We start from the raw sequence: 25,620 nt of genomic DNA on the forward strand, positions 1-25,620 counted from the left end.
CCGGGTGCTGCGGGCCGGCCGGCTGCCGGCCGCGGCCCCGCCGCAGTGGCACCGCGGGCTGACCGTCGTCGCGGTCGTCAGCCTGTTCATCGGCACCCGCGACCTCTGGACCCGGGCCACCGCGTCGCACCCGGCGGCCGCGGCGATCGTGACGGTCTGTTACGCGGGGATTCTGACGTGCGGTGTCCTCGCCCTGTCCGTACGCGGCCGCCGGGCCCTGGCCAGGGTGGATCTGGCGGTGCTGGGGCTCGCGATCACTCTGGTGATCTGTCAGTACTGGCTGGATCACGCCGGGTCCGACGAAGGTGTGCTGACCGCCCAGGCGGCGAACGCGATCCTGCACGGCCGGCCGGTCTACGGTCAGCCGTGGCCCTGGCTCTTCGGCACACCGAAGGCCGGGGTCACCAAGACCATGTCGGGCGGCGCCGACTACACGTATGCCTATCCCCCGCTGACCGCGCTGATCGCCGCTCCGGTGCACGCCGTGGTGCACTCCACGGCCGCCGCGACCCTGGTGACCACCGCGGCGCTGCTCATCGGCACGGTCGCCCTGTGGGTGCTGCTCCCCGCGCCGTGGCGTCCGGCGGTCACCGCTGTCTGTCTGGGCTTCGGGCTGCTCCCCGGTTACGCGAGGTCGGGCTACCCGGCCGTGGTGGCCCTGGCCTTCCTGGTCCCGGTCGTCGTCCGCTGGCCCGACACCGGCGCGGGCGGACGCCTGGGGCGGTACGGGGTGTTCCGGGCGGTCTGCCTGGGTGCGGCGTGCGCCAGTCAGCAACTGGCCTGGTTCCTCGTCCCGTTCCTGCTGATCGGTATCCACGCCGTACGCCGCGGTGAGCTGGGCGGGCGGGCCGCCCTCGGAGTGACCGCCCGTTACGCCGGTACGGCTCTTCTCACCTGGGCGGCGCTGAACGCCTACTTCGCCGCCGACGGCTTCCACGGCTGGCTCGACGGCTCACTGCTGCCCCTCACACAGGGTGCGATCCTGCACGGCCAGGGCGCCATGGGCATCTCCTACTACTTCACCGACGGCAGCAGCCGCCTGGACTTCTACTCGTACGCCAGCGTGCTGCTCCTCCTGGGGCTGCTCGGCGCCACCCTGCTCTTCGTCCGGCGGCTGGGCCCCGCCCTGACCGTGCTGCCCTGGCTGCCCTTCTATCTCGCCACACGCTCGCAGGACGGCTACTTCCTGCTGATGACCCCGCTGTGGCTGGCGGCCGCCGCCACCGTCCCGGCGTCCGCGCTCGCCACCGCCTGGCGGCCGATGGTCCCGCGCGTGCGCTCGTACCGGGCCAAGGCCGTGGTGGCGACCGTGCTCGTCGTACCGTCCCTGCTCTGTCTGACGGTGGCGGCCGCGAGCCCGGCGCCGCTGCGTATGACCGTGACACCGCGGCTCGCCGACCGCCCGCACCGGGGCATCACATCGGTCCGCGTGCACGCCGTGAACACCACGGGGCATCCGCTCTCGCCGCACTTCGCCAGCCGCACCGGGCAGGGGGCGTCCGGCTGGTGGACCATCCGCTCGGGCCCGCACACCATCGCCCCGCACGCCTCCGCCTCGTATCTCGTCAGCCCGCCGGGCGGATTCCGCAGGCTGCCCCGTAACGGCGCCCGCTTCTATCTGATCGCGGTGAGCGACAAGCCGATGACCATCACCACCGCCGCACTGCCCTCGGCCGGCCACGGGGGCGGGCCGAGGTGAGCGGGACACGCGGACAGGACCCCGGGGCGGACGGGCGGGAGCAGCCCGGCCTGTCCGGTTCGCTGGTCTCCGTCCCCGAGCTGAGCGAGGAGCAGTCGACGCTGCTGCGGCTGGTGGGCCGGGAGTGGGGGCGGGTGTCCGCGGCGCCCGCCGCCTGGCGCCATGCCCTGCCCGTCGACCCCGACGCCGGACGGTTCCCGGAGCCCGCGCAGATCGTGCCGGCCCGCTTCGGGCGTTTCGTGCCGGTGGCCCCGTTCGCGAGCCGGGCCGCCGGTTCGGGCGCACACGACGTGGAGGTCGGCTGGGAGGAGGCGGGCGGGGCCGGCGGGACACGTTCCAGGATCCGGCGCGCCGTGCTGGGGGCTCCGCTGCGCAGTTCGGCGGTCGCACGCGAGCGGATGCGGAAGCTGGTGGCGCTGCCAGTGCTCTCGGCGGACGCGCTGTCGTCGGTGGCGTACGGTCCTGAGGCGCTGCTGGCGGTGCTGGTGCTGGCGGGCGCGCCGGGGCTGCGGTACTCGGTTCCGGTGGCCCTGGCGATCGTCTTCCTGATGCTGGCCGTCGGGGTCTCGTACCGCCAGACGATCCGGGCGTATCCGCAGGGCGGCGGTTCGTACATCGTCGCGACGGACAATCTCGGCCGGGTACCTGGTCTGGTGGCGGCGGCCGGTCTGATGACCGACTACATCCTCACCGTCGCCGTCTCCATCTCGTCCGGCACCGCGGCGGTGACCTCCGCGCTGCCGGGGCTGGCGGGCGACGCCGTACCGATCGGCGTCCTGGTCATCGCCCTGCTCCTCGCCGGGAATCTGCGCGGGGTCCGGCAGGCGGGCGCGCTCTTCGCCGCACCGACGTACGCGTTCGTCATCGCCATCGCCGCCCTCATCGGGTTCGGCCTCTACCACGCTGCGGGCCGGGGCTTCTCCGCTGTGCCCGCACCGCCGCACCACGCGGTCGAGGGGGTCGGACTGCTGCTCGTGATGCGGGCCTTCGCGTCAGGTTCGACGGCCATGACCGGAATCGAGGCGATCTCCAACGCCGTACCGGCCTTCAAGCCCGTCGCCTGGCGCAATGCGCGCACCACGCTCTCCTGGATGATCGGACTCCTGGTCGCGCTGTTCGCGGGGACGGTCGCCATGGTCCATCTGGAGGGTGTCGTTCCGGAGCCGGGCGAAACGGTGCTGTCGCAGCTGGCCCACCGCAGTTTCGGGTCGGGCGGTATGTACGTCTTCACGCAGGCGGCGACCGCTCTGGTGCTGCTCCTCGCCGCGAACACCGCGTACAACGACTTCCCCCGGGTGCTTTTCCTGCTGGCCCGTGACCACCACGCGCCACGGGTCTTTCTGCGGCTCGGCGACCGGCTGGCCTTCAGCAACGGGGTCATCCTGCTCTCCGTGGCGGCGGCGGTGGTCTATGTGGCTTTCGACGGGAGGACCGACTCGCTGATTCCGCTGTACGCCGTCGGGGTCTTCCTCGCCTTCACGCTCTCCCAGAGCGGCATGGTGGTGCACTGGTGGCGGTCGCGCAGCAGGCACTGGCGCAAGAGCCTGTGCTTCAACGCCACCGGGGCGCTGCTGTCGGCGGTCGTCTTCGTCACGGCCGGCATCACCAAGTTCACCGAGGGCGCCTGGCTTGCGCTGGTCACCGTGGCGCTGTTCCTGCTGGTGACCACGCGGATCCGCCGTCACTACGAGGCGGTGGCCGAGGCGCTGCGGCTGCACCCGCAGGCCATCGAGGTCCCCAGCCGTACGATCACGCCGCGCTCCGGCAGTTCGCTGCCCGCCGGGCAGAACCGCCCGCCGGGCGGGGCGGAACCGCCGGACCGGGCGGAACCGCCGTCCGGAGCCGCCCGGGAGGGCCGTGAGCAGGAGCACCGTGAGCAGGAGGACCGTGAGTCCGAGGACTCACCCGAGTCGATCAGCCATCTGTCCGTCGTCCTGATCGACGCGCTGCACCAGGCGAGCATGCGCGCGCTCGCCTATGCCGCCTCCCTCCAGCAGCCGGTCCTCGCGCTGCACGTCAGCCCGGGTGACGAGGACGCCGAGCGGTTCCGCGAGGCGTGGCTCCTGTGGGGCGACCACCTTCCGCTGCGGATCGTGATCTCGCCGTACCGCGCCACCGTCACCCCGCTCGTCGGCTATATCGAGTCGCTGCACCACCAGCGCCCGGATCTGACCATCACGGTGATCCTTCCGGAGATCGTGGTGCGCCACTGGCGGCACCGGCTGCTGCACAGCCCGCTCGGCGGGCGGCTGCGGCGTGCGCTGCGGCCCCTGCCGAAGATCGTGGTGACGACCGTGCCCTTCCATATCTGAGCCCGCGGCCGAGCCCTCGTCCCAGCCCTCGTCCCAGCCCGCGTCCGGGCCGCATCGCGGCACCCGCCGTTGCCGCTGTCGTTGCCGTCGAGCGGGGAATACAGTGGAATCGACATAAGGATTTATCCGCTTTGTCTGCTGGTTGAAGCAGCTCCCGCTGCGCGGGACCGCGACCCAGGGAGGTCGGGCCGCCCATGAACTCGGAACGCGCCGAACGGCTGGTGACTGCGCTGCGCGCCCGTGGGGTGATGGCGCACGTGGCCGAGGTGGGTGTCTACCAGTTCGGGGTCCGTGTCGTCATCGACTGGAACATCGAGGCGGTCTGGGACACGGACGGCGCGGCGGGGCTCGACGCACAGGTGCTCAGCGACGGGATGCTGGTGGGCTTCGTCCCGCACATCGCGGGCTCGGAGGACTTCACCGAGGAGCAACTGGTCGACGCCATCGCGACCACCGGTTACTCGGCCGAGGGACTCCGCCCGCCGCCCGACACCACCCGGAGCGGCCCCGACACGACGGGTACGGACACGGGTGCCGGCAGGAGCACTACGGATACGGGTACGGACACGGGTACCGGCGCAGGTGCAGGCACCGGCACGGACGGCGTGAGCGGCGGGTCCGGCCGGCCCGCGGGCGCTCCGGACACCCCCGCTCCCCCAACCCCCGCTCCCCCGGTTCCGCCTGCCGGTGACCGGCCGTCCGCCCCGCCCGGCCACCGCAAGCCGAAGGGCCACTGGTGGCAGCGCTGACCGCGGTTACAGACCCGGCGCGCCCCAGACGGGGAACCACCGGGCGAGGTCGGGCTCCACCCGCAGGTCGTCCCCCAGGACCGCCTTGACCTGGAGTTCCAGCGGGCTGTTCCGCTTCTCCGTACCGTCCGGCATCGGCGCGAAGGGGAAGAACGTGCCCCGCTTGTACAGATAGACCAGCGCGAGCGGCCGCTCATCGGCGTCCTTGAACGCCAGCAGCGAACAGAGCAGCTGCGGGCCGAACCCGCCGTCCTCCAGCAGCGAGTTGACGGCGTGCAGGTCGTTCACGAGAGCTGCCAGGTCGTCGGACGGCTGCTGCGCCAGCAGCCAGGTGTAGCCGTACGAGTCCTGGCTGAACCGGACCGGGGCGCCGCCGCGTCCGGTGTCCGCGTCGAGCAGTTCCTCGACGTCCTTCTTGATCCGGGCGAAGCCGCCGCCCTCGACGCCCGCGAAGCAGACGGACCCCATCCCGGTGGGGGTGAATCCAGCGCCCGCCTGGAGGGTGAGTGCGGCGGACGGCACGGCGAACAGCTGGTCGAGATCGGGGCGGACCGGCTTGCTCCGGCCGAGGATGCTGTCGAGAAATCCCACGGGGCGTACTCCTACGGGGTCAGGACGGCCGGACACCGGGCGCCCGCCGCTCTTCGGTCACGGACGGGCCGCACCCGACGCGCACCGCCAGTCGCGGGCGGTGGCGTCACGGGCCGATGTCGCAGGCGACGGCGTCACGGGCGGGCGAGTTCGGTGGAGATCCGGGCGAGCTGGTCAAGGCGCTGTTCGAGCGTCGGGTGGGAGGAGAACAGCCGGCTCAGGCTCTCCTTGGAGGAGAACGCGGGCATGAAGTAGAGGGCGTTGTACGGCTCCGCCTTCCGCAGGTCCTCGGTGGGGATCCGCGCCATCTGGCCGTTCACCTTGGTGAGCGCCGAGGCGAGGGCCGACGGACGGCCGGTCAGCAGGGCGGCGGCCCGGTCGGCGGACAGCTCACGGTAGCGGGAGAGCAGCCGGGTCAGCAGGAAGCTGATCACGTACACCGCGGCGCTGACCAGCGGGACGAGCACGATGGCGAGGCCGAGCGGTCCCGCGTTCCTGCTGTTGCGGGCGAGTCCGCTCCACAGGGTGATACGGGTGATGAGCCCGGCCAGCACGCCCAGGAACGAGGCGATCGTCATCACCGCGGCATCGCGGTGGGCCACATGGGACATCTCGTGGGCGAGGACCCCCTCCAGCTCTTCGGGCTCCAGTCGGCGCAGCAGTCCCGTCGTCGCGCAGACCAGTGCGGTGCGCTCGCTGCGGCCGGTCGCGAAGGCGTTCGGGATATCGCTGTGGGAGATGGCCACTCTGGGTTTGTCCATGTCGGCGAGCGCGCAGATCCGGTCGATCGCGCCGTGCAGTTCGGGGGCCTCGTCGGAAGTGACCTCGTGCGCCCCCATGGTGACGGCCGCGATCTTGTCGCTGAACCAGAACTGAGCGACGAAGAGAACACCCGCGACCACCAGAATGATCGGCCAGGCGCCACGCAGCAGCACGAGCAGCACGCCGACCAGGACGACATACAGCAGCCCGATCAGGAACATGGTGCTCACCATGCGCGTGGTGAGACCGCGGTCGAGGGTGTAGCGGCTTCGCGTCATCTTCGTCTCCTGTAGCGGGTTCTCCCCCTTCGTCAATTGTCCTCCTTCCGCGTAAAGGCAGGGTATGCAGCGGGTTCTGTGATTTTTCCGTTCGGCCGGAAACCTCGGCCGCGGACCGGCTCGTCGGCCGGCCCGGACATGAGCGCCGGAACGCCGGTGCCGCGGGCCGCCCGGCACTCGGGGCGGACCGCGGCACCGGTCGTGTCACCAGGCGACGGGCAGTTCGTGGACGCCGTAGACGGCCATGTCGGTACGGAAGGGGATCTCGTCGAGCGGTCGGTCGAGCCGTAGTCCGGGCAGCCGGCGCAGCAGAGCCGGGTAGGCGAGCTGCAGCTCGACGCGGGCCAGGTTCTGGCCGAGGCACTGGTGGGGGCCCGAGCCGAACGCGAGGTGCCTGCGGGCCTGCCGGTCGATGTCGAGCCGGTCCGGCTCGTCGAAGACCTCGGGGTCGCGGTTGGCGACGTCGGTGGCGCAGATCACCGCGTCACCCGCCTTGATGAGCTGCCCGCCGACCTCGATGTCCGCGGTGGCGACGCGGCGCCGCCCCAGGTGGGTGATGGTCAGATACCGCAGGAGTTCCTCGACGGCACCCGCCACCCGCTGGGGGCTGCCGTCGCGGACCGCGGCCAGCTGCTCCGGGTTCTGGAGCAGTGCGCAGGTGCCGAGGGCGATCATGTTGGCCGTGGTCTCGTGTCCGGCGACCAGCAGCAGCCGCGCCTGTTTGGCGCATTCGTCGCGGGTGCTGATCCCGGTCACCAGATAGTCCGCCGCGAGCCGGCTGAGCAGATCGTCACCCGGGTCCTTGGCCTTCTTCTCCACCAGATCGCCCAGGTAGTCGACCAGTTCCTGCGAGGCGTCCAGGGCGTCCTGCGCGCTGCTGCGGGTGTCGATGATGACGGCGCTCGCCCGCTGGAAGAACCCGTGGTCCTCGTACGGCACACCGAGCAGCTCGCAGATGACGAGCGAGGGCAGCGGCAGCGCGAAGGACGTGACCAGGTCGGCGGGCGGTCCGGCCTGCTCCATCCCGTCCAGCAGGTCGTCGATGATGCGCTGTATGCGGTCCTGCAGGGCCTGGGTGCGTTTGATCGTGAAGTCGCCGGTGAACCGCTTGCGCTGCTCGTTGTGCTCAGGCTCGTCCATCGTGATGAACGTGCGGTTGTGAGCACGGGTCGCCTCGCTGCCCGGGCTGAAGCTCGGATAGGAGGGCCGCCTGTTGTCGGCGCTGATGCGCTCGTCGCGCAGCAGCGCCACCTGGTCCGCGTGCCGGGTCACGTACCAGGCCGTGGCGCCGTTCCAGAGCGTGACCCGGGAGACCGGCTCCGAGGTGAGCAGCCCGGACATCTCCGGGGGCGGGTCGAAGGGGCATCCGGTGGCACGGCTGGTGCTGTACGCGGGTGCAGCGGTGGGGACCTCGGTCATCGTCGTCCTTCCACGGTGGGGAGTGGGGTGGTGCGGGGGCCGGGCCGCCCGGTCAGGACAGGGTGATGGCGGCGGCCGGACAGATCTGCGCGGCCTCCTCCACTGCGGCGTGCTGCTCGGCGGGCGGGCTGCTGTTCAGTACGACGACGATCCCGTCCTCGTCCCGCTGGTCGAACACCTCGGGGGCGGCGAGCACGCACTGGCCCGCAGCACAGCACTTGTCGGTGTCCACGGTGATCTGCACGTCGTTCCTCCAGCACTAGGGGATGAGCGCGTTACTTAACAAAAGTAACTTCTCAGCACGGACGCTAGTACTCCGCTCACCGCCTCGGGAACCCCCAGTCCATGCATAGGGCATCTTTCTGGCCACCGGATCCGTGCGAGCGGGGAGCCGGAGCGGGCGGCGTACGGGATCATCGTGGCGTGGACCATCCCGAATCCGGCGGCTCCGCCGCCCAAGACCTCTACAGATCACTCGCCGATCTCGCCTACACCATGGCGGGCAACCGCGCCCACATGCGCCTCCGCCTCCAGGCGGAAGTCACGGTCGACCGTGCCTCGCTCGCCCTGCTGCGCACCCTCACGGCGGCGGACTCCCCGCTGCGGATGGTCGAGATCGCGCAGGCCCTGCTGGTGCAGGCGCCGCATGTCACCCGGGAGATCCGCAGCCTGGAGGAGCGCGGCCTGGTGTGCACGGTCCGGGATCCGGGCGATCACCGGGCCCGCCGGATCGCCGTCACCGAGGAGGGCCGGGAGGTCGTGGCGCGCGCGGAGGAGGCGGGCCGGCGCTGGCTCGACGACAGCCTGCGGGGCTTCTCGCCCGATGAGCTGGTCACGGCCGCCGCGGTCCTCAACCGGGTCGTCGAGGCGTACCGCAACCCCTGAGCAGGCCCTGTGCACCGGCTGGACTGCACGCGGACGAATGGCCGATAACCGGGTCTCCCCCGCCGCCCGCGAGAGCCGCCCACGCCGGCCGCCCCTTGAAGTCACCGCTTGAAGTCGCCTCTTGAAGTCGCCGAGCCGGTCGCCCGTACCACGCAGTACGCCCCCGGCGTCCGTGACGTCGAGGGCGTACGCGATGACGGGCCGGTGCGGGCCCGCGGCAGGGCGGTCAGGCGCTCTGCCAGAGCCGGGTCATGACCCGTACACCGAACCGCAGCCCTTCGAGCGGCACCCGCTCGTCCACTCCGTGGAAGAGCCGCCCGTAGTTCAGGTCGTGCGGCAGCTTGAGCCCCTTGAAGCCGAAGCAGCGGATGCCCAGGTGGGTGAATGCCTTGGCGTCCGTACCGCCCGGATTGCAGTACGGCACCGGGTGGCCGTCCGGGTCCTCGGCGCGCACCGCGTCGCACATCGCGTCGACCAGCGGACCGTCGAAGGTGGTCTCCATCGCGAGGTCGTGGTTGACCCACTCCCGGCTGACCGACGGCAGCAGCAGGGCGTCGATGGCGTCGATCAGCTCCTGCTCGTGACCGGGCAGGAAGCGGCCGTCGACCCGGGCCGTGGCCCGGCCGGGGATGACGTTCGTCTGGTAGCCGGCCTGGAACATGGTGGGGTTCGCGGAGTTGCGCAGCACCACCTGCATGAAGTCCGACACCGGGCCGAGCCGGGCGAGGCTGCCCTCGATGTCGTCCTCGTCGAACTCGACACCGTAGAGCCGGGCGGCCTCGGCGAGCAGGGCCCGCACCGGTTCGATGAGCCGGACGGGGAAGGTGTGCCGGCCGATGCGGGTGAGGGACTCGGCCAGATCGGTGACGGCGTTCTCGTCGTTGGGCGATGAGCCGTGCCCGGCCCGGCCGGTGGCGGTCAGCTCCATCCAGGCCATGCCACGCTGGGCGTTCTCGATCGGGTAGAGCCTGCGGGTGTCGTCGATGGCGAAGGAGAAGCCGCCGCCCTCGCCGATCGCCTCGGTGACCCCTGCGAACAGCTCGGGCCGGTGCTCGACGAGCCAGTGACCGCCGAACTTGCCGCCCGCCTCCTCGTCAGCGAGGAAGGCCAGCACCAGGTCCCGGGAGGGCCGGGTGCCCGTCCGGGCGAAGTGCCGGGCGGTGGCCAGCATGACGGCCACCGTGTCCTTCATGTCGATGGCGCCGCGGCCCCAGAGATACCCGTCGCGGATCTCTCCGGAGAACGGCGGCACCTGCCACTCGGAGGCGTCGGCCGGTACGACGTCGAGGTGGCCGTGGACCATCAGCGCGCCGCGCTCGCGGTCGGCGCCCTCGATCCGGGCGATGACGCTGGCACGTCCCGGGGCGCTCTCGATCAGCTCGGAGTCGATACCGGCCTCGGCCAGCTTGGTCACGACCCAGTCGGCGCAGGCGCGTTCGTTGCTGATGGGGTTGGAGGTGTCGAAGCGGATCAGCTCGGCGCAGAGGTCGATCACCTCGCGCTGTGCCTCTTCGGACGCGGGGACCGGTCCGGCCGCCGCGGTTTCGCTGTCGGGGGTGTTCATGCCGCTCCCACGGGGGTGTTGTTGTCGGCGACGGGGAGGTCGGGGGCGGTCTCCAGCGTCGATGTGCCGTACGGCTTGATCCAGCCCAGCAGGCCCAGCGCCGCGTACAGCACGAACGCGGTGATCAGCGAGTTGAGTGCGGGGATGCCGCCGTCGTAGAACTTGCCGACGCAGAACGCCGCGATCCAGATGACCAGGGACATCGGGACCCAGGTGGGCGAGGTGGCCGGCAGGGTCTGGGCCTCGCGGGTCTCGTCCAGTGGCTTGCGCATCCGCCGGACGATCCAGTACTCGGCCACGATGATCCCGCCGATCGGCGGGATGGCGACACCCAGCAGGGACAGGAAGTCGGTGAAGTGGGTCATGATGCCGACCGCGGACAGCAGGGTGCCCGCGAGCCCCAGCACGATGGTGACCACACCGCGGTGCAGGCGCTTGCCGAAGACGACCTGGAAGAAGTTGACGACGCCGAGCGAGGAGCCGTACAGGTTCCAGTCGTTGACCTTGGCCGTGGACATCAGGACCACGATGACGCCGATCGCACCCGAGGTGCTCAGCACGATGTGCGAGACCTGGTCGCTCTTCACGAGGTGGCCGAGCAGGACGCCCGTCATACCGACGATGTACTCGGAGAGGATCATCGACGAAGCGCTCTGCAGGAAGACGTGCGAGCCCTTCCTGTTGAAGCGGGTCATCTCCGGCGCGACGATCGCACCCGTCATGAAGCCGCCCGCGATGGCGGTGGCGGCCACCGCCAGCGAGATGTGCTGGGCCGGCGCCGGCGAGTGGACCAGGTCCATGAAGGAGTGCTTGGTCAGGGTGGAGATGACCGACCAGGCGACCAGCGCGAAGAACAGCGGCGTGACGATCTTGGCGAAGACGGCCATGTACTTGAAGCCGAAGATCACCAGGAGCGTGACCGCCAGCCCCGCGAGCACACACCACATCCAGGAGGGCCCGCCGACCAGCGAGGAGACGCTGTCCCCGAAGATCGTGTTCTGTACGCCGAACCAGCCCACCAGGCTGACCGCGATGACGAAGCTGACCAGCGCCGAGCCGTTGCGGCCGAAGCCGACCCAGCGGGTGAGCAGCGGCGTCGCCAGTCCCTCGCGCATTCCGGCCAGGCCGATGGCGAAGATGACGATCTCCAGGGTCACCGCGCCCAGCGTGAAGGCGAGGAACGCCTGGCCGAAGGTCATCCCGACGCCGATGGTGGCGCCGAGCGTGAACTGGGAGATGGACCCGGACTGGGCCAGCCACTGGAGCAGCATGCTGCCGAAGCCGAAGCGCTTGTCGCGCGGGACGCGGGAGAGCGCGTAGTCGTCGCTGCCGATGCCCTTGGTGACTGCGTCAGCGGGTGGTGAAGTAGCCATTCATGACTCCCTGGGCGGGCGGCCGAGGGTCTGCAGGTGCGACAGCGACCCATAGCGGTTGACGAGGTTGTCGAACTCCACCGCGTCGTGGAAGTCCAGTTGCCCGCCGGCGTAGACCTTGGCGGTCTCGACGGCGAAGCGGGCGGCGGACGCGATGTCCGTCTCATGGCTCGCGCCCGTCTGGCATCCGGGCACCGCGGCAGCCGACGTGATAGCGAGGCCGACGACCGGAGCGGCGGTCGCCGTGGCAGGCTGCAGGATCGAATTGATGTGGTGTGCCCCATTACCGTACGGAGTGATGTCCTGTGTCGTCACGGGGTAAGTGACCAACGGCTCACCCGTCACGACGGCGAGCAGCTCGCCGAGCTGCTCGCTCACCCGCAGCACCCACCCCTCCTTGACGGTGGGCGACAGGGCGAGGCCCTTGTGGTTGATGATGCGGTTGCCCTTGGTGGTGTCGATGGAGAGCACCGCCTCCATCTCGTCCGTCACCTCGTGGCGGTTCATGGTGGCGATGTCCACGGGCGAGCCCATGAACGGCACCGGGTCGTGCGGCTCGGTGGGCGCGTCCGGGCAGATGTGGGTCGCCACGATCACGTCACCGGGCAGGATGTCGCCCCGGCGGCGCATGTCGAGGAGTTTGGCGGCCGTGGCCAGTGCGGCGGCCGCGCCGTCGGCGTCCGATACGAGGCCGGTCACCTCGGGCCTGGCGCCCACTCCGCCGAGCCGCCCGACCACACCGAGGGTGCGGGCCGTGCCGCCCGACGACCGGCCGCGGCTGCCCGGGATGCGGATCTGCACGAAGTCGGTGGATCCGCGCTCCCCTGCCACCGTGGTGACCCCGGCGCCCGACCCCTCGGGACCCGCCACCGCGTCGAGGTACTCGACGACGCGCTTACCGTCGGCCGCGGGATCGTCCAGCAGATCCACGATGTCCAGGACGTACTTCAACATGAGGGGCCTTTCTCGCTGCGTCAGCACCCGCTGAGTTCCGGGGGTGCTGACAGCAGATTCGGGATCCGATAGCGTTGAGCGCAACTGTTTCCCTCTATTTGCAATTCGGGTCTGGATGGTGAGATGACGATGGCCGAGATCGACCTGGACCGTCGCAAGCCCGCGGGCGCGCTGCAGACCGTCGACCGGGCGCTGCTCGTGCTGCTGGCCTTCGAGCGCACCCGCCCCGACTGGGGGGTGACCGAGGTGGCCGCCGAGTTCGGCTGGGACACCTCCGTCGCCCAGCGCCTGCTGTCGACGCTGGCGGGCCGCGGCTTCCTGGTCTCCGACCCGGCCACCAGGCGCTACCGCATCGGCCCCGCGGTACTGCGGCTGAGCCGGCAGTGGGAACGCTCGGGCTCGCTGGAGCTGCTGGCAGGCCCGGTGCTGGAGGAGCTGTGCCGCACCACGGGCGACACCGTGCTGTTCTGTCTGCCGGACAGCTTCCACATGCGCTGTGTGGCGGCGGAGGAGGGCGAGTCGGGGCCGCTGCGGTACTACCCGCTGATCGGCGAGCTGTATCCGGCGCACGCGGGCGCCACCAGCAAGTCGTACTACGCGTTCCTGCCCGACGACCAGCGCCACCGGCTCTTCCGCGCCCGCCCGATGGCCCGCTTCACCGACCGTACGGTCACCGACGCCGACCTGCTGGAGCAGGAGTTCCTGCGCATCCGCGCCCAGGGGTACGCGTGGACGGTCGGCGAGTACGACAGCGGGATCGCCACGGTCGCCGTTCCGGTGTTCCTCGGCCGGGAGCCGTACGGCAGTCTCAGCCTCGGCGGCGCCGCGGAGCGCTTCTCCGACGGCCCCGAGCCCCGGCTCGACAGTCTGCGGCAGGCCGCCCAGCTCCTGGAGAAGCGGCTCACCCACCCGCCCCAGCGCTCCCGCCGGCCGCGCGCCTGACCCCACCCCCGTCAGACCGAACTACCCCTTCCCCACTGTCCCTTCACTGAAAGAGCGCCATCGTGAATCTGCTGCTGCTGTCCAACTCCACCCAGTACGGGCGCGGTTACCTGGAACACGCCCTGGACACCGTCACCGGCTTCCTGCCGCGGGGCGCCAGGCTCGCCTTCGTCCCCTACGCCCTGGCCGACCACGACACGTACACCGCACGCGTGCGCGGCGCGCTGGAGCCGGCCGGGATCTCGGTGCGCGGGGTCCACGAGAGCGGCGACCCGCTGGCCGAACTGGCCGCAGCGAATGCCGTGTTCATCGGCGGCGGGAACTCCTTCCGGCTGCTGAGTGCCCTGTACCGTACGGGTCTGCGCGAGGCCGTACGCGACGCGGTGCGCGGCGGACTCCCCTATATGGGCGCCAGCGCCGGCACCAACATGGCCGCCCCCACCCTCCGCACCTCGAACGACATGCCCATCGTGCAGCCGCCGTCCTTCGACACACTCGGCCTTGTGCCGTTCCAGATCAACCCGCATTACCTCGACCCCGACCCGGGCAGCACGCACAAGGGCGAGACGCGCGCCGAGCGGCTGACCGAGTTCCTGGAGGAGAACGACGTACCCGTACTGGGCCTGCGCGAGGGCAGCTGGCTGCGGGTGGACGGACCGGCGGCGACGCTCGCAGGGGAACGCCCGGGTGTCCTGTTCACCCGGGGAGCGCCCGCCCGCGAGCTGCCGGTGGAATCCGACCTCTCCGGACTGCTCACCACCGAGCCCCGCTTCGACTCCCCGGCGTCCTGAGACTCCCCGGCGTCCTGAGCACGCCCACCGTGTGAACACAGGCACTGGCTGAGGGGCCGGACTCCGCGTCCGGCCCCGGACGGCCGGGGCCGGGCCCGGCCGTCCGGGGCCACGGTCCGTTCAAGCGGACGTCACCCGCCATCCATGATTTGGCTCCCCCCTGGGCACCGTCTACAGTCCGTCTACAGTCCTGTAGATCCATTCAGACCGTGGATGCCGTACGTCTCCCGCGGAGCATGGCAGCCCCGGCCGAGCCTGAGAGTTCCGCCTGATGACTGCTGTCTCCCCGGTGCCGCTGGCCTTCAACGGCTCACACATCGACGGTTCGCTGTTCACCACCGTCACGGACTTCGCACGTGACACCCGGTGGCTGAACGCTCCGCTGGAATCGTGGACCAACATCGGCCTCGGCGTGTTCGCGGTCCTCATGGTCGTCGGATGGTGGCAGGCCCGGCGGCGCGACAGTGCGTCGATGGCTCTCGCGCTGGCCGTGCCGGTGAGCGTCGTGGTCGCCTTCGCCGTGGCCGAGGTGGTGAAGAAGCTCGTGTCGGAGGTGCGGCCCTGCCGCTCGATGCCGCACGCGTTCATCGTCGAGACCTGCCCGGTGCCGTCCGACTTCGCCTTCCCCAGCGGCCACACCACGACGGCCGCGGCGACCGTGGCGGCCCTTTACCTGCTGAACCGGAAGCTGAGCGCCATCGCCGCCGTCTTCGCGCTCTTCGAGGCGTTCACCCGCGTCTATGTGGGCGCCCACTACCCCCACGACGTGCTCGGCTCGGCCATCCTCGCCCTGCCCGTCGCGTTCCTGACCAGCCTGGCTCTGCGCCGCCTCGCCACCCCGCTGGTCGAGCGGCTGCGGACCGGGGTGCTGGCCCCCGTCCTGACCGCGGGACCTGCCGGGTCCCACGCGGCGGGCTGACACGGCCGGTCGGACGACCGCCCCATCGGTCCTCCGGCGGGAGCGCCTCAGCCCCAGAACGCCTGGGCCAGGGACGCTCCCACGAAGGCCGCGCCCAGCCCTGCCACCACACTCGCCGTGACATTGGCCGCGGCGAAGAAGCGGGCGCCGTCCTGCGCCAGCCGCAATGTCTCGTACGAGAACGTCGAGTACGTCGACAACGCCCCGCAGAGCCCCGTACCGATGAGCAGCTGCACCTGGGACGACGCGGCCCCTGCGGCGACCGCGCCGGTGACCAGACCCAGGACCAGACAGGCCGAGACATTGACCGCGAAGGTCCCCCAGGGGAAGACGGTGTCGTGCGACGCCTGCACCCTGCGGTCGGTGAGATAGCGCAGCGGGGCGCCGACCGCTGCCCCCACGATCACCAGCAGCCAGTTCAACGTTCCTCCTCGTCACGGCCGGTACCTCCGGCGCTCCCACTGATGTGCGCTGTGGCCCGCCGTCGCCCCGCGACGAGACGCCGGGTCAGGGTGGACGTGGCCCAGACGGCGGCAAGCGCGGCCAGCAGTGTCAGCGCCAGACCGGCCAGCGCGGTACGGGCGTGGCCGCCGTTGACCAGCCCCTGGATGTCCACGGCGTAGGTGGAGAAGGTGGTGAAGCCGCCCAGGACCCCGGTGGCGAAGAAGGGGCGTACGAGCCGGTGCACCGACCTCGCCTCGGTGATGAGCGCCATGAACACGCCGATGACCGCGCAGCCCACGGCGTTGACCACGAGGGTCGTCCAGGGAAAGGCCCCGCCTGCTGTGGGCCACAGGAGCGCGGCGCCGTACCGTGCGGACGCGCCGGCCGCCCCGCCGAACGAGACAGCCGCCAGGACCGGCCACTGGGCGGCCCGCGCTCCGTCGCGCTGCGCGGGAATGGCAGTACCTGTGCCGGGGTTCGAGCTGACGGGGTCGTCGTCCACCGTCGGGGCGTGGGCCTCTGTCGTCACGTGGTTCTCCTACTCGGCGGTCACCGCACGCACCGGGCGCGCGTCATCGCAAGTAGGGACCGTTGGCGGCACCATCGCCGCAGTTCGGGTACGGCGGGCCCCACCGCCGTACGGGAGACCACCGGCCTCCCGATCTTCCTGATCATACCGTGGCCGGTCACAGCCCGCAGCGGGCGCCTGCGGCCCGGGAGGTAGCGTCGCCGTAGTGCGGATCAGCGCGGCGGCTGACAGCCTCGGACACCACGGCCGCGCTCGCTCGGGGCCGCGAACAGCGCTGACGGACCATGACGGCAGGGACCTGGTGGCAGGGCCGTGGCGGCAGGGAGGAGACACGGTGGGCACGATCACCGACTGGCTGTCCGGGCTGTCCGGGGCCGCGGTCTACGCCGTCGTCGCCGCTCTGGTCTTCTGCGAGGACGCGCTGTTCTTCGGCTTCGTCATCCCTGGCGAGAGCGCTGCCGTCATCGGGGGCGTCCTGGCCGCGCAGCACCAGGTGTCCGTCTACTGGCTCGCCCTCATCGTGGTGGCAGCGGCCATCGCCGGGGACTCCGTCGGATACGAGATCGGCCACCGGTTCGGCCCGCGGCTGCTGGCGGCGCGATCCCTGCGCCGCCACCAGGACGGCATCGAATCCGCCCGGGACCTGATCCGCCGCCGAGGCCCGGTGGCCGTGTTCCTGGGCCGTTTCGTGGCGTTCTTCCGCGCGGTCATGCCGGCGCTCGCGGGCGCTTCCGGCATGCGGTACCGCACCTTCCTCCTGTTCAACGCGCTCGGCGGACTCGTCTGGGGTGTGGGCTTCACGCTGATCGGCTACGCAGCGGGCAACGCGTACAGCAGCATCGAGCACTTCGTCGGCCGGGGCGCCGCGCTGCTGTTCGTGGGGCTGGTCGTGGTCGTGCTGGTCGTCAGGTACGTCCGACGGCGCCGCAGGGGTGGCCAGGAGACCCAGGACCCTCAAGGCTCCGAAGACTCCCAGAGCCCCGAAGGCCCCGAGGCTCCTGAGAACCACGGAGGCGACGGGGCGTCCGTGGAATCGGACGACGACGGCGCCGCCGGCCCCACCGGCACCGCGCACCCGGGCGACTGAGCGGCCGGGCCCGGCGCCTCAGGGCCGCGGGGGCACGCGCAGTGCCAGGACCGCGATGTCGTCGAAGTGGCCGTCCGTGAGCCGCACCAGCAGTTCGTCGCAGAAGGTCTCCAGCGGCTCACCCGCCAGACTCGCCGCGTGCTGACGCAGCCTGGTGAAGCCCCTGCCGATGTCCTCACCGGGCCGTTCGATGAGTCCGTCCGTGTAGAGCAGCAGGGTGGAGCCCGGTTCCAGCACGGCCAGCGCGTCCTCCCGCTCGATGGCCGGATCCACTCCGAGGAGCGGGGCAAGGCCCTCCTCGAGGAGTCTGCTGCCGTCGGCGGGGCTGGTCAGCACCGGGGGCGGGTGCCCGGCGTTGGTCCAGTGCACGAACCACGGCCCGGTGGGGGGCGTGTAGAGGCGCGCGATGACGCCGGTGACGAGTTCGATGGAGCTCAGCCCCTGCATCACACCGTCCAGCCTGCGCATCACACCGGCGGGCGAATCGCCGCTGTCGTACGCCAGCGAGCGCAGCATGTTGCGCAGCTGCCCCATGCCCACGGCCGCGGCGAGATCGTGTCCGACGACGTCTCCGACGGCCAGCACGGTGGAGCCGTCACTCAGCCGGAAGGCGTCGAACCAGTCACCACCGACTTCGGCCCCCTCCCTGGCGGGCACATACCGTGCGGCGAGTTCCAGGTGCTCGATCCCCGACAGGTCGGGCAGGAGCGAGAGCTGCAGCTGCTCGGCGGTGCGCAGCTGGACCGCGTACAGCCGGGCGTTCTCGACGGCGAGCCCGGCCCGGTGGCCCAGATCGACCGCGAGAGAGGTCTCCTCCTCACCGAACGGCTCGGCGGACCCGGTACGGACGAGGCTCAGCGCACCGAACACCTCTCTGCGCACCTGGAGGGGCACGATCAGCACCGTCCTGGCATCGAGGGCGCGGTAGAGCTCCAGCTGCGCTGACTGGAGCGTGCCCGCCGGCGCGCGCCCTGCGAAGCCGGTCACCGTCACCGGTCCCGCGCCGCGCAGCACCCGGGCCAGCGGTGCGGCGAACTCGTCGGACCAGGGCAGGCTCTCCGGCGCGGGCGGCAGCTCACGGCCCGGGTCGCGGTGCACGGCGGCCAGCCTGCGCACTCCGCCGTCCGCGACGAGGTCCACCACACACGCGTCCGCCACCTGAGGGACGATCAGCCGTGCCAGCCGGTTGAGTGCCTCGTCCGCGTCGAGGACGCTCGACAGCGCGGTGCTGGCGTCGGCGAGCAGCCGCAGCCGGGCGGTCGCCCGCTCCAGATCCTGTCCGACCGCCGCGAGCCGGTCCTCCGCGTCGTCTGTGGCCACACCGCCAGTCTGCACGAGACGTACCGGGCCACCACCGGGGACGCCGCGGAAGAAGGAGCCAGCGGGAGGGTCACATACGCCCCTGCCAGGAGACCGACGAGTTGATGGTCGGGCTGGAGTTCGCGTCCCACTGGTTGAGGATGCCGTCCCAGTCGTGCATCGGACCGGTGGTGAAGTCGGCGAGCGGCGGCTGCTGGTCCCAGGGGTTCTGCTGGTGGACCTGCTGGTGCTGGGCCGGGTGGTACCACTGCTGGGAGGGTGCGGCGGCGGCAGCCTCGGCGCCGGACCGGCGGTGGCGCCCCGACCGGTCGGGGGGAGGCGCCGCATAGGTGAGATGGCCCTGGGTCTCCAGATAGCGCGCCCTGGCGACCAGATGCGCCAGGTCGAGACCGAGCTCGTTGGCCAGTACGGAGAGGTCGACCCCGGTGCTCCAGGCACCGACGAGAACGGCGTCGACGGCAGGGGACGCGGCGGGTTCCTGAACCGGCTCCTCGGGAACGGGAGGGACGCCGGGAGCCTGGGCGGGGCGCGGCGCGGGGATGGTGGCACGGAACTGCTGGGCGGCCTCGGGCGCCTGCTGCGTCTGGTTGGCGTCGCCGCAGTCAACCGGGGGCGGCTCGGGATGCTCGGGAGTGTGCTCCGCCAGGAGCGCCTGGGCCACCGCGCGGGCGTCGTCCTTGCCCACGGTGCGCCGGGCGATGCGTACCTCGCGTTCCGGGAGTCCGAGCAGCCCCGCGACGGTGCTGTCGCTCCCCAGCGTCACCGCGAACGCGGCGAGCGTCCGCGTACGCACCGCGTGTCCCTCGTCCAGCGCCCCCTGGGCACGGCGCACCTCTTCGTCATTGGCGCAGAACGCCTGTGCCAGCACAGCATGGCGCTCCCACAGCTCCCTTGGATCCATGGCTGGATCAACGCTGGATTGCCCGTTTTGAAACGACTTAACGTTGAATTACACCGAAGAGGGTAAATCACAGCTTATCGTTCTGTCCGTGGGGAGTTACTCCGACGGGCGGTGGTCGTTACCCCCGTCATGAACGCACGCGCGCCCGCCACCACCACAGCCAGAGGTTCAGCGGTCTTCATCCCGCCTCCCGCCCAGGCCCCGCTGCTCCCCACGCCGCAGCCGGTGGCACCTCAAGGCCCTCCCCCGTCAACGGGAAGGCATGCTGGCGCTTACTCATTCGGCCGAACGGACTCCAGGACACCGCTGTACTCGGAGCTGGCCGCCCAGTGGACAGCACGCGGCGCCACGGTACCGGGTGCCCCCGACCCGGAGTGGCAGCGCCTGGTCTCGTACGACGCTCTCATCGTCGAAGTCGAGTCCGTCCTGCGGGACTTGCGCCCCCACCGGGCTCCGGAGACCCGGCTGCTGCCCGGCCGGGCGGCGCCCGGCACCTGACCCCGACAGGGACACAGGGGACAGGCCACCGGCCGTACGGCAGCGCTCGGTTCCGGGCCCTCGGCGAGGAGGGCCCGGAACAGGGAGTACGCGGCACCCGGCGGGCCGTGCCGGTCACAGCCCGCCGGGCACGGAGCGGGGCTCAGAGGCGGTCGAGGCGGCGGGGCTCAGAGCCGGTCGAGGATCTTGCGCATCCTGGCGACTTCGGCCCGCTGGTCCTTCGCCACGGCGACAGCGAGCTTCCTGGCCGCGGGATTGCGGCCCTTCTTCTGCTCGTCATCGGCCATCGTGATCGCGCCCTCGTGGTGGCCGATCATCATCTCGGTGAACCTCTTGTCGAAGTCCTTGCCCTTCGCGGCCTTGAGTCCGGTCATGTCCTTGGCGGTCATCATGCCCGGCATGGCCGAATCACTGCCGTGGTCCATGCCCGGCATGCTGTGGTCCATGGACGGCGACGCCGGCTTGCCCCACGACGACAGCCAGCCCTGCATCGTGTTGATCTCGGGGCCCTGAGCCTTCTCGATGTCGGCGGCCAGGCTCTTGATCTCCTGGTCCGATGCCCGGCCGTCGGCAAGTTTCGCCATCGATACGGCCTGCTGGTGGTGCGGGATCATCATCTGCGCGAACGTCACGTCCGCTGCGTCGAAGTTCCCCGCAGCCGAGGCGGAAGCACTGCTTCCGTGGTGCGTACCGGACGCGGACGATTCCTTGCCGCCGGAGCCGCCGGAGCCGCAGGCCGCGAGTCCCAGCGCGAGAGCGGTGACGACACCGGCGGCCACGCCGGCGCGGCGGCGTGCGGAGGAGTACGAGTGAACAGACATGGCGGGGTCTTTCCGGGTGGGCGCGCCGCATGGCGCGCGGGTGGGCGGGAACCGTTGCCAGAAGCCCTGGCCGTACCGGCCAGGTCCGGCGCGGTCCTGTCACGCCCGCGCGATACACACCTGCAGCAGCAGACTCCGCCCGCTTCTCGGCGGCCCTCTTCGGCCGGTGCGGCCCGGGAGCAGCGGCCGGCCGCTCAGCGCCCCGGCCGCCAGGAGTGCGATACCGGACGCCCCGCCGAGACCCGCGGGCTCGAGCAGGGTGTGGTCGCGTGCGGGGGTCGACACACAGACCGCCCCGCGCATCTCCGACTCGGGGCCGGCCCGGAACGCGGAACCGGAGTGAGCCGTGACCGGACGGTCGGCCCCGGCCTCGGGCGTCATCGCGGAATGGCCGTGGCCTCCGGGCATGACAGCCGCCGCGGAGGCCGCGGCGGACACCCCGTGGCAGCCGCCGGCCGCGGAGGCCGGGGCGCCGTGCATCAGGAACAGGCCGAAGAGCAGCGCGCACACCACGGCCGGCCGGGCCATGACCCGTCCGCGTGCGGCTGCGCTGCTCACCCGACTCCCCGCTCTGCGTGTTCCGGTGTTCCGGGTGCCTGGTACTCCAGGACCGTCACCGTTCGGCCGACGATACCCCGGCGTGGTATCGGGCGCCCGGCCGGGCCCTCTCCCCCATGCCTGGCGGGTGGCGCGCCGACCCGCCGGCCGGGCACTGTGCACGGTGCGCCGGCCCAGCCGTTATCGACACTGGTAACCGACATCGGTGCAGCCTTTGCACCGATGGCCCGTACTGAGGTTCACTGCCCGTCTGCGACCGCACAGGGGGCATCACGTGAGCAGCCACGATCACCACCATCCGGGCTCGGGCGACCACGGGCACAGCCACGGCGTGGCCCAGGACGCGGACCGCCGCTGGCTGGGCGGCGCCCTCACCCTGATCCTCGTCTTCATGGCCGGGGAAGTCGCCGTCGGGCTGGCCTCGCACTCCCTCGCCCTGCTCTCCGACGCGGCCCATATGCTCACCGACGCCGCGTCCATCGTCCTGGCGCTCGTCGCGATGCGGCTGGCCGCCCGCCCCGCCAGGGGCGGCTACACCTTCGGCCTCAAGCGCGCCGAGATCCTCTCCGCCCAGGCCAACGGCATCACCCTGCTCGTACTCGCCGCATGGCTGGCCTACGAAGCGGCGCGACGCCTGATCGACCCTCCCCCGGTCACCGGTGGACCGGTCCTGGTCACGGCGCTCGTCGGAGTCGCCGTCAATCTCCTCGCCGCCTGGTGCATCTCCAGGGCCAACCGCACGAGCCTCAACGTCGAGGGCGCCTACCAGCACATCCTGACCGACCTGTACGGCTTCATCGCCACCGCGGTCGCCGGTGTAGTGGTGCTGACCACCGGGTTCGCCAGGGCCGACGCCATCGCGACGCTGGTCGTGGTGGCCCTCATGGTGCGTGCAGGCGCCGGGCTCGCCCGGGCGTCGGGCCGTATCTTCCTGGAAGCCGCCCCGGCGGGCACCGACCCCGACATCCTCGGCGACCAGCTCGCGGCGCAGGACGGGGTCGTGGAGGTGCACGATCTGCACGTCTGGCAGATCAGCTCCGAGCAGACCGCCCTGTCCGCCCATGTGCTGGTCACCCCGGCCGGTGACTGCCACGCCGTGCGCCGCGGTCTCGAACGGCTCCTGGCGGACCAGTGGAACATCACCCACACCACCCTCCAGGTCGACCACGCCCATACGGCCGCCGCCGTACAGGACCTCACCATCGGCGCCGCTCCACCGTCCGCCGCCCGCTCCGCGGCGCACTGCGAGGACGCCCACGGGCCCACGCACCACGCGGGGCCGCACGATCACTGATCCCACAGGAGCGGCAGGGACGGCGTACGGGCCGCTCCGCCCGCAGCGGTGACCCGGCAGGCGAGGGAATACCCCCCTTGGGTATGGTGTTCCTGTCTTCGGGAAGACGGGTGCGCAAGGTGCGACCCTGCTCCACCCGACTGCCCGCTCACAGCGATCCTAAGGAAGATGCGATGACCTCCCAGCCAGACTCCCGCTCCGGTGCCGCGGCCGACGTCGCGGCCGGCCCCCTCACCACCACGTACCAGGTGTCGGGCATGACCTGCGGCCACTGCGAAGGCGCGGTCTCGGAGGAGATCTCGGCGATCGCCGGAGTGACCTCGGTGGAGGCCGTGTCCGCCACCGGCCGGGTCACGGTCATCTCATCGGCGGCACTGGACGACGAAGCCGTCCGCGCCGCCGTCGACGAGGCGGGCTACGAGCTCGCCGGCCGTCTCTGACGTTCCGTCCCGCCCGGGGCCGCTCCGTCCCGGGCCTGGGATTCCACTCCGGTCCTTACCGCCCCGCTCATACGGAAGCCGTACGCACCGGACTCCCCCAGGAGACACGCAATGACCACTACGGCTCACCAGGAACCGGTGGCTCCGGCCGCCGAAGTCGAGCTCTCCATCGGCGGGATGACCTGCGCGTCGTGTGCGGCGCGCGTCGAGAAGAAGCTCAACCGGCTGGACGGCGTCACCGCCACGGTCAACTTCGCCACGGAGAAGGCCAAGGTCTCGTACGGCGAGGGCATGGACGTCGCGGACCTGATCGCCACCGTCGAGAGAACCGGCTACACCGCCGAGGAGCCCGCGCCGCCCGCGGCCGAGGAGCGCACGGAGACCGGACCGCCGGCGGACGACGGTGAGCCGGTCGCGCTCCGGCAGCGGCTGCTCGTCTCCCTGACCCTCTCCGTACCCGTCGTCCTGATGGCGATGGTGCCGGTCCTGCAGTTCGACAACTGGCAGTGGCTCTCCCTGACGCTCGCCGCCCCCGTCGTGGTCTGGGGCGCGCTGCCGTTCCACCGGGCCGCCTGGACCAACGCCCGGCACGGCGCCGCCACCATGGACACCCTGGTCTCCATCGGCACGCTGGCCGCGCTCGGCTGGTCGCTGTGGGCCCTGTTCTTCGGCACGGCCGGAATGACGGGGATGCGGCACGGGTTCGAGTTCACCGTGTCGCGCGCCGACGGATCGTCCTCCATCTATCTGGAGGCCGCGGCCGGAGTCACCACGTTCATCCTCGCCGGGCGCTATCTGGAGGCGAAGTCCAAGCGGAAGGCGGGCGCCGCACTGCGTGCGCTGCTGGAGCTGGGCGCCAAGGACGTGACCGTGCTCAGGGACGGCCGCGAGTCCCGGGTCCCGGTCGCCGCACTGGTCGTGGGCGACCGCTTCGTCGTACGCCCCGGGGAGAAGATCGCAGCCGACGGCACCGTGATCGACGGGGCGTCGGCCGTCGACGCCTCGACGCTGACCGGTGAGTCGGTGCCGGTCGATGTACGGACGGGCGATCCCGTCACCGGGGCCACCGTGAACGTCTCGGGCCGGCTGGTCGTCGAGGCCACCCGGGTCGGCGCCGACACCCAGCTGTCCCGGATGGCGCGGCTGGTCGAGGAGGCCCAGAACGGCAAGGCAGAGGTGCAGCGCCTCGCCGACCGGATCTCCGGCGTCTTCGTGCCCGTCGTCCTCGTCATCGCGCTGGGCACGCTGCTGACCTGGCTGGTCACGACCGGGGATGCGACCGCCGCGTTCACCGCGGCCGTCGCCGTACTGATCATCGCCTGCCCGTGCGCCCTGGGCCTGGCCACCCCGACCGCACTGATGGTCGGGACGGGGCGCGGCGCGCAGCTGGGCATCCTGATCAAGGGCCCGGAGGTCCTGGAGTCCACCCGCCGGGTCGACACCGTCGTACTCGACAAGACCGGCACCGTCACGACCGGGCGGATGGCCCTCCAGGACGCCCTCACCGCGCCGGGCGTCGGCGAGAAGGAACTGCTGCGGCTGGCCGGCGCGCTGGAGCACGCCTCCGAGCACCCCATCGCCCAGGCCATCGCGGCGGGCGCCGGAGAGCTGGCCGGTCCACTCCCCGTGGCCGAGAACTTCGAGAACGTCGCCGGGCTCGGCGTCCAGGGCATCGTTGACGGGCACGCCGTGCTCGTCGGCCGGGAGAAGCTGCTGGCCGAGTGGGCCATCGCGCTGCCGGCCGGGCTCGCGGACGCGAAAGCCGCGGCGGAGGCCGACGGGCGCACAGCGGTCGTCGTGGCCTGGGACGGCGAGGCCCGGGGCGTGCTCACCGTCGCCGACGCCATCAAGGAGACCAGCGCCGAAGCGGTCGCCAGGCTGCGGGCGCTCGGCCTCACCCCCGTACTGCTGACCGGCGACAACAGGGCGGTGGCCGAGTCGGTGGGCCGCGCCGTCGGTATCGACGAGATCATCGCCGAGGTACTGCCGCAGGACAAGGTGGACGTCATCAGGCGGCTGCAGGGCGAAGGCCGTTCGGTGGCGATGGTCGGCGACGGCGTGAACGACGCGGCCGCACTGGCCACCGCCGATCTGGGCCTGGCGATGGGCACGGGCACGGACGCGGCCATCGAGGCCGGGGATCTGACGCTGGTACGGGGCGATCTGCGCGTGGCGGCGGACGCGATCCGGCTCTCGCGCAGGACCCTCGGCACCATCAGGGGAAATCTGTTCTGGGCCTTCGGCTACAACGTGGCGGCCCTGCCGCTCGCCGCGGCCGGGCTGCTCAACCCGATGATCGCCGGGGCCGCCATGGCCTTCTCCTCGGTCTTCGTGGTCACCAACAGCCTGCGGCTGCGCTCTTTCAAGTAGCCACGGCGGTACGGCGATCCGTCGGGCCCCGCCCGGCGCGGCACCCGCTGCGCCGGGGGTTTCTCCATGACAGTGGCCACTCCTGTCCCGTCCGTCCTCCCCGGAACCGTTTCGCCTGAG

At 71.4% G+C, this 25,620-nt stretch carries 25 protein-coding genes; 12 read left to right on the top strand and 13 right to left on the bottom strand.

The window, feature by feature from the left end; translation table 11 throughout:
- Window positions 1-4 precede the first annotated feature (4 nt).
- The 3 genes from G3I19_RS06215 to G3I19_RS36810 all read left to right on the top strand — a co-directional run bounded on the left by G3I19_RS06215 (window position 5) and on the right by G3I19_RS36810 (window position 4,760).
- A complete protein-coding gene (locus G3I19_RS06215) occupies window positions 5-1,699 on the top strand; it encodes a hypothetical protein (RefSeq protein ID WP_164260418.1) in 1,695 nt (564 codons plus the stop codon).
- Between the two features lie 398 nt (window positions 1,700-2,097).
- Window positions 2,098-4,011, top strand: a complete 1,914-nt coding sequence (locus G3I19_RS06220; protein WP_239074011.1) for an APC family permease — start codon at window positions 2,098-2,100, stop codon at window positions 4,009-4,011.
- A 194-nt stretch (window positions 4,012-4,205) separates the two neighbouring features.
- Window positions 4,206-4,760: a hypothetical protein gene (locus tag G3I19_RS36810; RefSeq protein ID WP_203599237.1), complete on the top strand. Its 555-nt coding sequence runs from the start codon at window positions 4,206-4,208 to the stop codon at window positions 4,758-4,760.
- A gap of 6 nt (window positions 4,761-4,766) precedes the next feature.
- Here G3I19_RS36810 and G3I19_RS06230 read toward each other — a convergent pair whose 3' ends face one another.
- The 4 genes from G3I19_RS06230 to G3I19_RS06245 all read right to left on the bottom strand — a co-directional run bounded on the left by G3I19_RS06230 (window position 4,767) and on the right by G3I19_RS06245 (window position 8,054).
- Window positions 4,767-5,351: a hypothetical protein gene (locus tag G3I19_RS06230; RefSeq protein WP_164260335.1), complete on the bottom strand. Its 585-nt coding sequence runs from the start codon at window positions 5,349-5,351 to the stop codon at window positions 4,767-4,769.
- Window positions 5,352-5,485: 134 nt separating this feature from the next.
- Window positions 5,486-6,391, bottom strand: a complete 906-nt coding sequence (gene htpX / locus G3I19_RS06235; protein ID WP_164260337.1) for a zinc metalloprotease HtpX — start codon at window positions 6,389-6,391, stop codon at window positions 5,486-5,488.
- A 204-nt stretch (window positions 6,392-6,595) separates the two neighbouring features.
- Entirely contained in the window at window positions 6,596-7,810 is a 1,215-nt protein-coding gene (locus G3I19_RS06240) for a cytochrome P450 (RefSeq protein ID WP_164260339.1), read from the bottom strand.
- Window positions 7,811-7,862: 52 nt separating this feature from the next.
- Window positions 7,863-8,054 carry a ferredoxin gene (locus G3I19_RS06245; RefSeq protein ID WP_164260341.1) on the bottom strand — a complete coding sequence of 64 codons (192 nt, stop codon included), beginning with the start codon at window positions 8,052-8,054 and terminating at the stop codon, window positions 7,863-7,865.
- Window positions 8,055-8,233: 179 nt separating this feature from the next.
- On the opposite strand from G3I19_RS06245, the gene G3I19_RS37290 reads away from it, so the two are divergent.
- Window positions 8,234-8,695 (top strand): MarR family transcriptional regulator, encoded by a 462-nt coding sequence (locus G3I19_RS37290; protein WP_164260343.1) that lies wholly within the window; start codon window positions 8,234-8,236, stop codon window positions 8,693-8,695.
- A 226-nt stretch (window positions 8,696-8,921) separates the two neighbouring features.
- On the opposite strand, the gene G3I19_RS06255 is transcribed toward G3I19_RS37290, so the two are convergent.
- Genes G3I19_RS06255 through G3I19_RS06265 form a run of 3 tightly spaced genes read right to left on the bottom strand, consistent with a single transcriptional unit; the run spans window position 8,922 to window position 12,586 of the window.
- A complete protein-coding gene (locus G3I19_RS06255; protein WP_164260345.1) occupies window positions 8,922-10,259 on the bottom strand; it encodes a M20/M25/M40 family metallo-hydrolase in 1,338 nt (445 codons plus the stop codon).
- Window positions 10,256-11,632, bottom strand: coding sequence for a cytosine permease (locus tag G3I19_RS06260; protein ID WP_164260347.1), 1,377 nt, complete (start codon window positions 11,630-11,632; stop codon window positions 10,256-10,258). Before G3I19_RS06260 ends, G3I19_RS06255 begins: the two co-directional genes overlap by 4 nt.
- Complete coding sequence (locus G3I19_RS06265) at window positions 11,633-12,586, bottom strand: DUF1177 domain-containing protein (protein WP_164260349.1); 954 nt, start codon at window positions 12,584-12,586, stop codon at window positions 11,633-11,635.
- 123 nt (window positions 12,587-12,709) lie between these two features.
- Between G3I19_RS06265 and G3I19_RS06270 the strand changes: the two genes are divergently transcribed.
- The 3 genes from G3I19_RS06270 (at window position 12,710) to G3I19_RS06280 (ending at window position 15,238) form a co-directional block, all read left to right on the top strand.
- Window positions 12,710-13,528 (top strand): IclR family transcriptional regulator, encoded by an 819-nt coding sequence (locus G3I19_RS06270; protein WP_164260351.1) that lies wholly within the window; start codon window positions 12,710-12,712, stop codon window positions 13,526-13,528.
- A 62-nt stretch (window positions 13,529-13,590) separates the two neighbouring features.
- On the top strand, window positions 13,591-14,319 hold the full coding sequence (gene pepE / locus G3I19_RS06275) for a dipeptidase PepE (RefSeq protein ID WP_164260353.1): 729 nt from the start codon (window positions 13,591-13,593) through the stop codon (window positions 14,317-14,319).
- A 271-nt stretch (window positions 14,320-14,590) separates the two neighbouring features.
- Window positions 14,591-15,238, top strand: coding sequence for a phosphatase PAP2 family protein (locus tag G3I19_RS06280; RefSeq protein ID WP_164260354.1), 648 nt, complete (start codon window positions 14,591-14,593; stop codon window positions 15,236-15,238).
- A gap of 47 nt (window positions 15,239-15,285) precedes the next feature.
- On the opposite strand, the gene crcB is transcribed toward G3I19_RS06280, so the two are convergent.
- A complete protein-coding gene (gene crcB / locus G3I19_RS06285) occupies window positions 15,286-15,660 on the bottom strand; it encodes a fluoride efflux transporter CrcB (RefSeq protein ID WP_164260356.1) in 375 nt (124 codons plus the stop codon).
- Window positions 15,657-16,139 (bottom strand): CrcB family protein, encoded by a 483-nt coding sequence (locus G3I19_RS06290; RefSeq protein WP_164260422.1) that lies wholly within the window; start codon window positions 16,137-16,139, stop codon window positions 15,657-15,659. Before G3I19_RS06290 ends, crcB begins: the two co-directional genes overlap by 4 nt.
- Window positions 16,140-16,545: 406 nt before the next feature.
- Between G3I19_RS06290 and G3I19_RS06295 the strand changes: the two genes are divergently transcribed.
- Window positions 16,546-17,298 (top strand): DedA family protein, encoded by a 753-nt coding sequence (locus G3I19_RS06295; RefSeq protein WP_164260358.1) that lies wholly within the window; start codon window positions 16,546-16,548, stop codon window positions 17,296-17,298.
- Between the two features lie 18 nt (window positions 17,299-17,316).
- Here the strand turns inward: G3I19_RS06295 and G3I19_RS06300 are convergent, their stop codons facing one another.
- Together G3I19_RS06300 and G3I19_RS37295 are read right to left on the bottom strand one after the other, a co-directional pair.
- A complete protein-coding gene (locus G3I19_RS06300; RefSeq protein ID WP_343235005.1) occupies window positions 17,317-18,618 on the bottom strand; it encodes a GAF domain-containing SpoIIE family protein phosphatase in 1,302 nt (433 codons plus the stop codon).
- A gap of 70 nt (window positions 18,619-18,688) precedes the next feature.
- A complete protein-coding gene (locus G3I19_RS37295) occupies window positions 18,689-19,519 on the bottom strand; it encodes a hypothetical protein (protein WP_239074009.1) in 831 nt (276 codons plus the stop codon).
- A 129-nt stretch (window positions 19,520-19,648) separates the two neighbouring features.
- Here G3I19_RS37295 and G3I19_RS06305 point away from each other — a divergent pair, with 129 nt between their 5' ends.
- Window positions 19,649-20,017 carry a hypothetical protein gene (locus tag G3I19_RS06305; RefSeq protein WP_164260362.1) on the top strand — a complete coding sequence of 123 codons (369 nt, stop codon included), beginning with the start codon at window positions 19,649-19,651 and terminating at the stop codon, window positions 20,015-20,017.
- A 167-nt stretch (window positions 20,018-20,184) separates the two neighbouring features.
- Here G3I19_RS06305 and G3I19_RS06310 read toward each other — a convergent pair whose 3' ends face one another.
- Entirely contained in the window at window positions 20,185-20,838 is a 654-nt protein-coding gene (locus G3I19_RS06310) for a DUF305 domain-containing protein (protein ID WP_164260364.1), read from the bottom strand.
- Window positions 20,839-20,937: 99 nt separating this feature from the next.
- Entirely contained in the window at window positions 20,938-21,396 is a 459-nt protein-coding gene (locus G3I19_RS06315; protein WP_343235006.1) for a hypothetical protein, read from the bottom strand.
- A 274-nt stretch (window positions 21,397-21,670) separates the two neighbouring features.
- Here G3I19_RS06315 and G3I19_RS06320 point away from each other — a divergent pair, with 274 nt between their 5' ends.
- The 3 genes from G3I19_RS06320 to G3I19_RS06330 all read left to right on the top strand — a co-directional run bounded on the left by G3I19_RS06320 (window position 21,671) and on the right by G3I19_RS06330 (window position 25,500).
- Window positions 21,671-22,690 carry a cation diffusion facilitator family transporter gene (locus G3I19_RS06320; RefSeq protein ID WP_343235007.1) on the top strand — a complete coding sequence of 340 codons (1,020 nt, stop codon included), beginning with the start codon at window positions 21,671-21,673 and terminating at the stop codon, window positions 22,688-22,690.
- A 173-nt stretch (window positions 22,691-22,863) separates the two neighbouring features.
- A complete protein-coding gene (locus G3I19_RS06325; RefSeq protein WP_164260366.1) occupies window positions 22,864-23,130 on the top strand; it encodes a heavy-metal-associated domain-containing protein in 267 nt (88 codons plus the stop codon).
- Between the two features lie 111 nt (window positions 23,131-23,241).
- Window positions 23,242-25,500 carry a heavy metal translocating P-type ATPase gene (locus tag G3I19_RS06330; protein WP_164260368.1) on the top strand — a complete coding sequence of 753 codons (2,259 nt, stop codon included), beginning with the start codon at window positions 23,242-23,244 and terminating at the stop codon, window positions 25,498-25,500.
- Window positions 25,501-25,620: the final 120 nt, after the last annotated feature.

Source organism: Streptomyces sp. SID10853 (assembly GCF_010548145.1).
GTDB lineage: Bacteria > Actinomycetota > Actinomycetes > Streptomycetales > Streptomycetaceae > Streptomyces.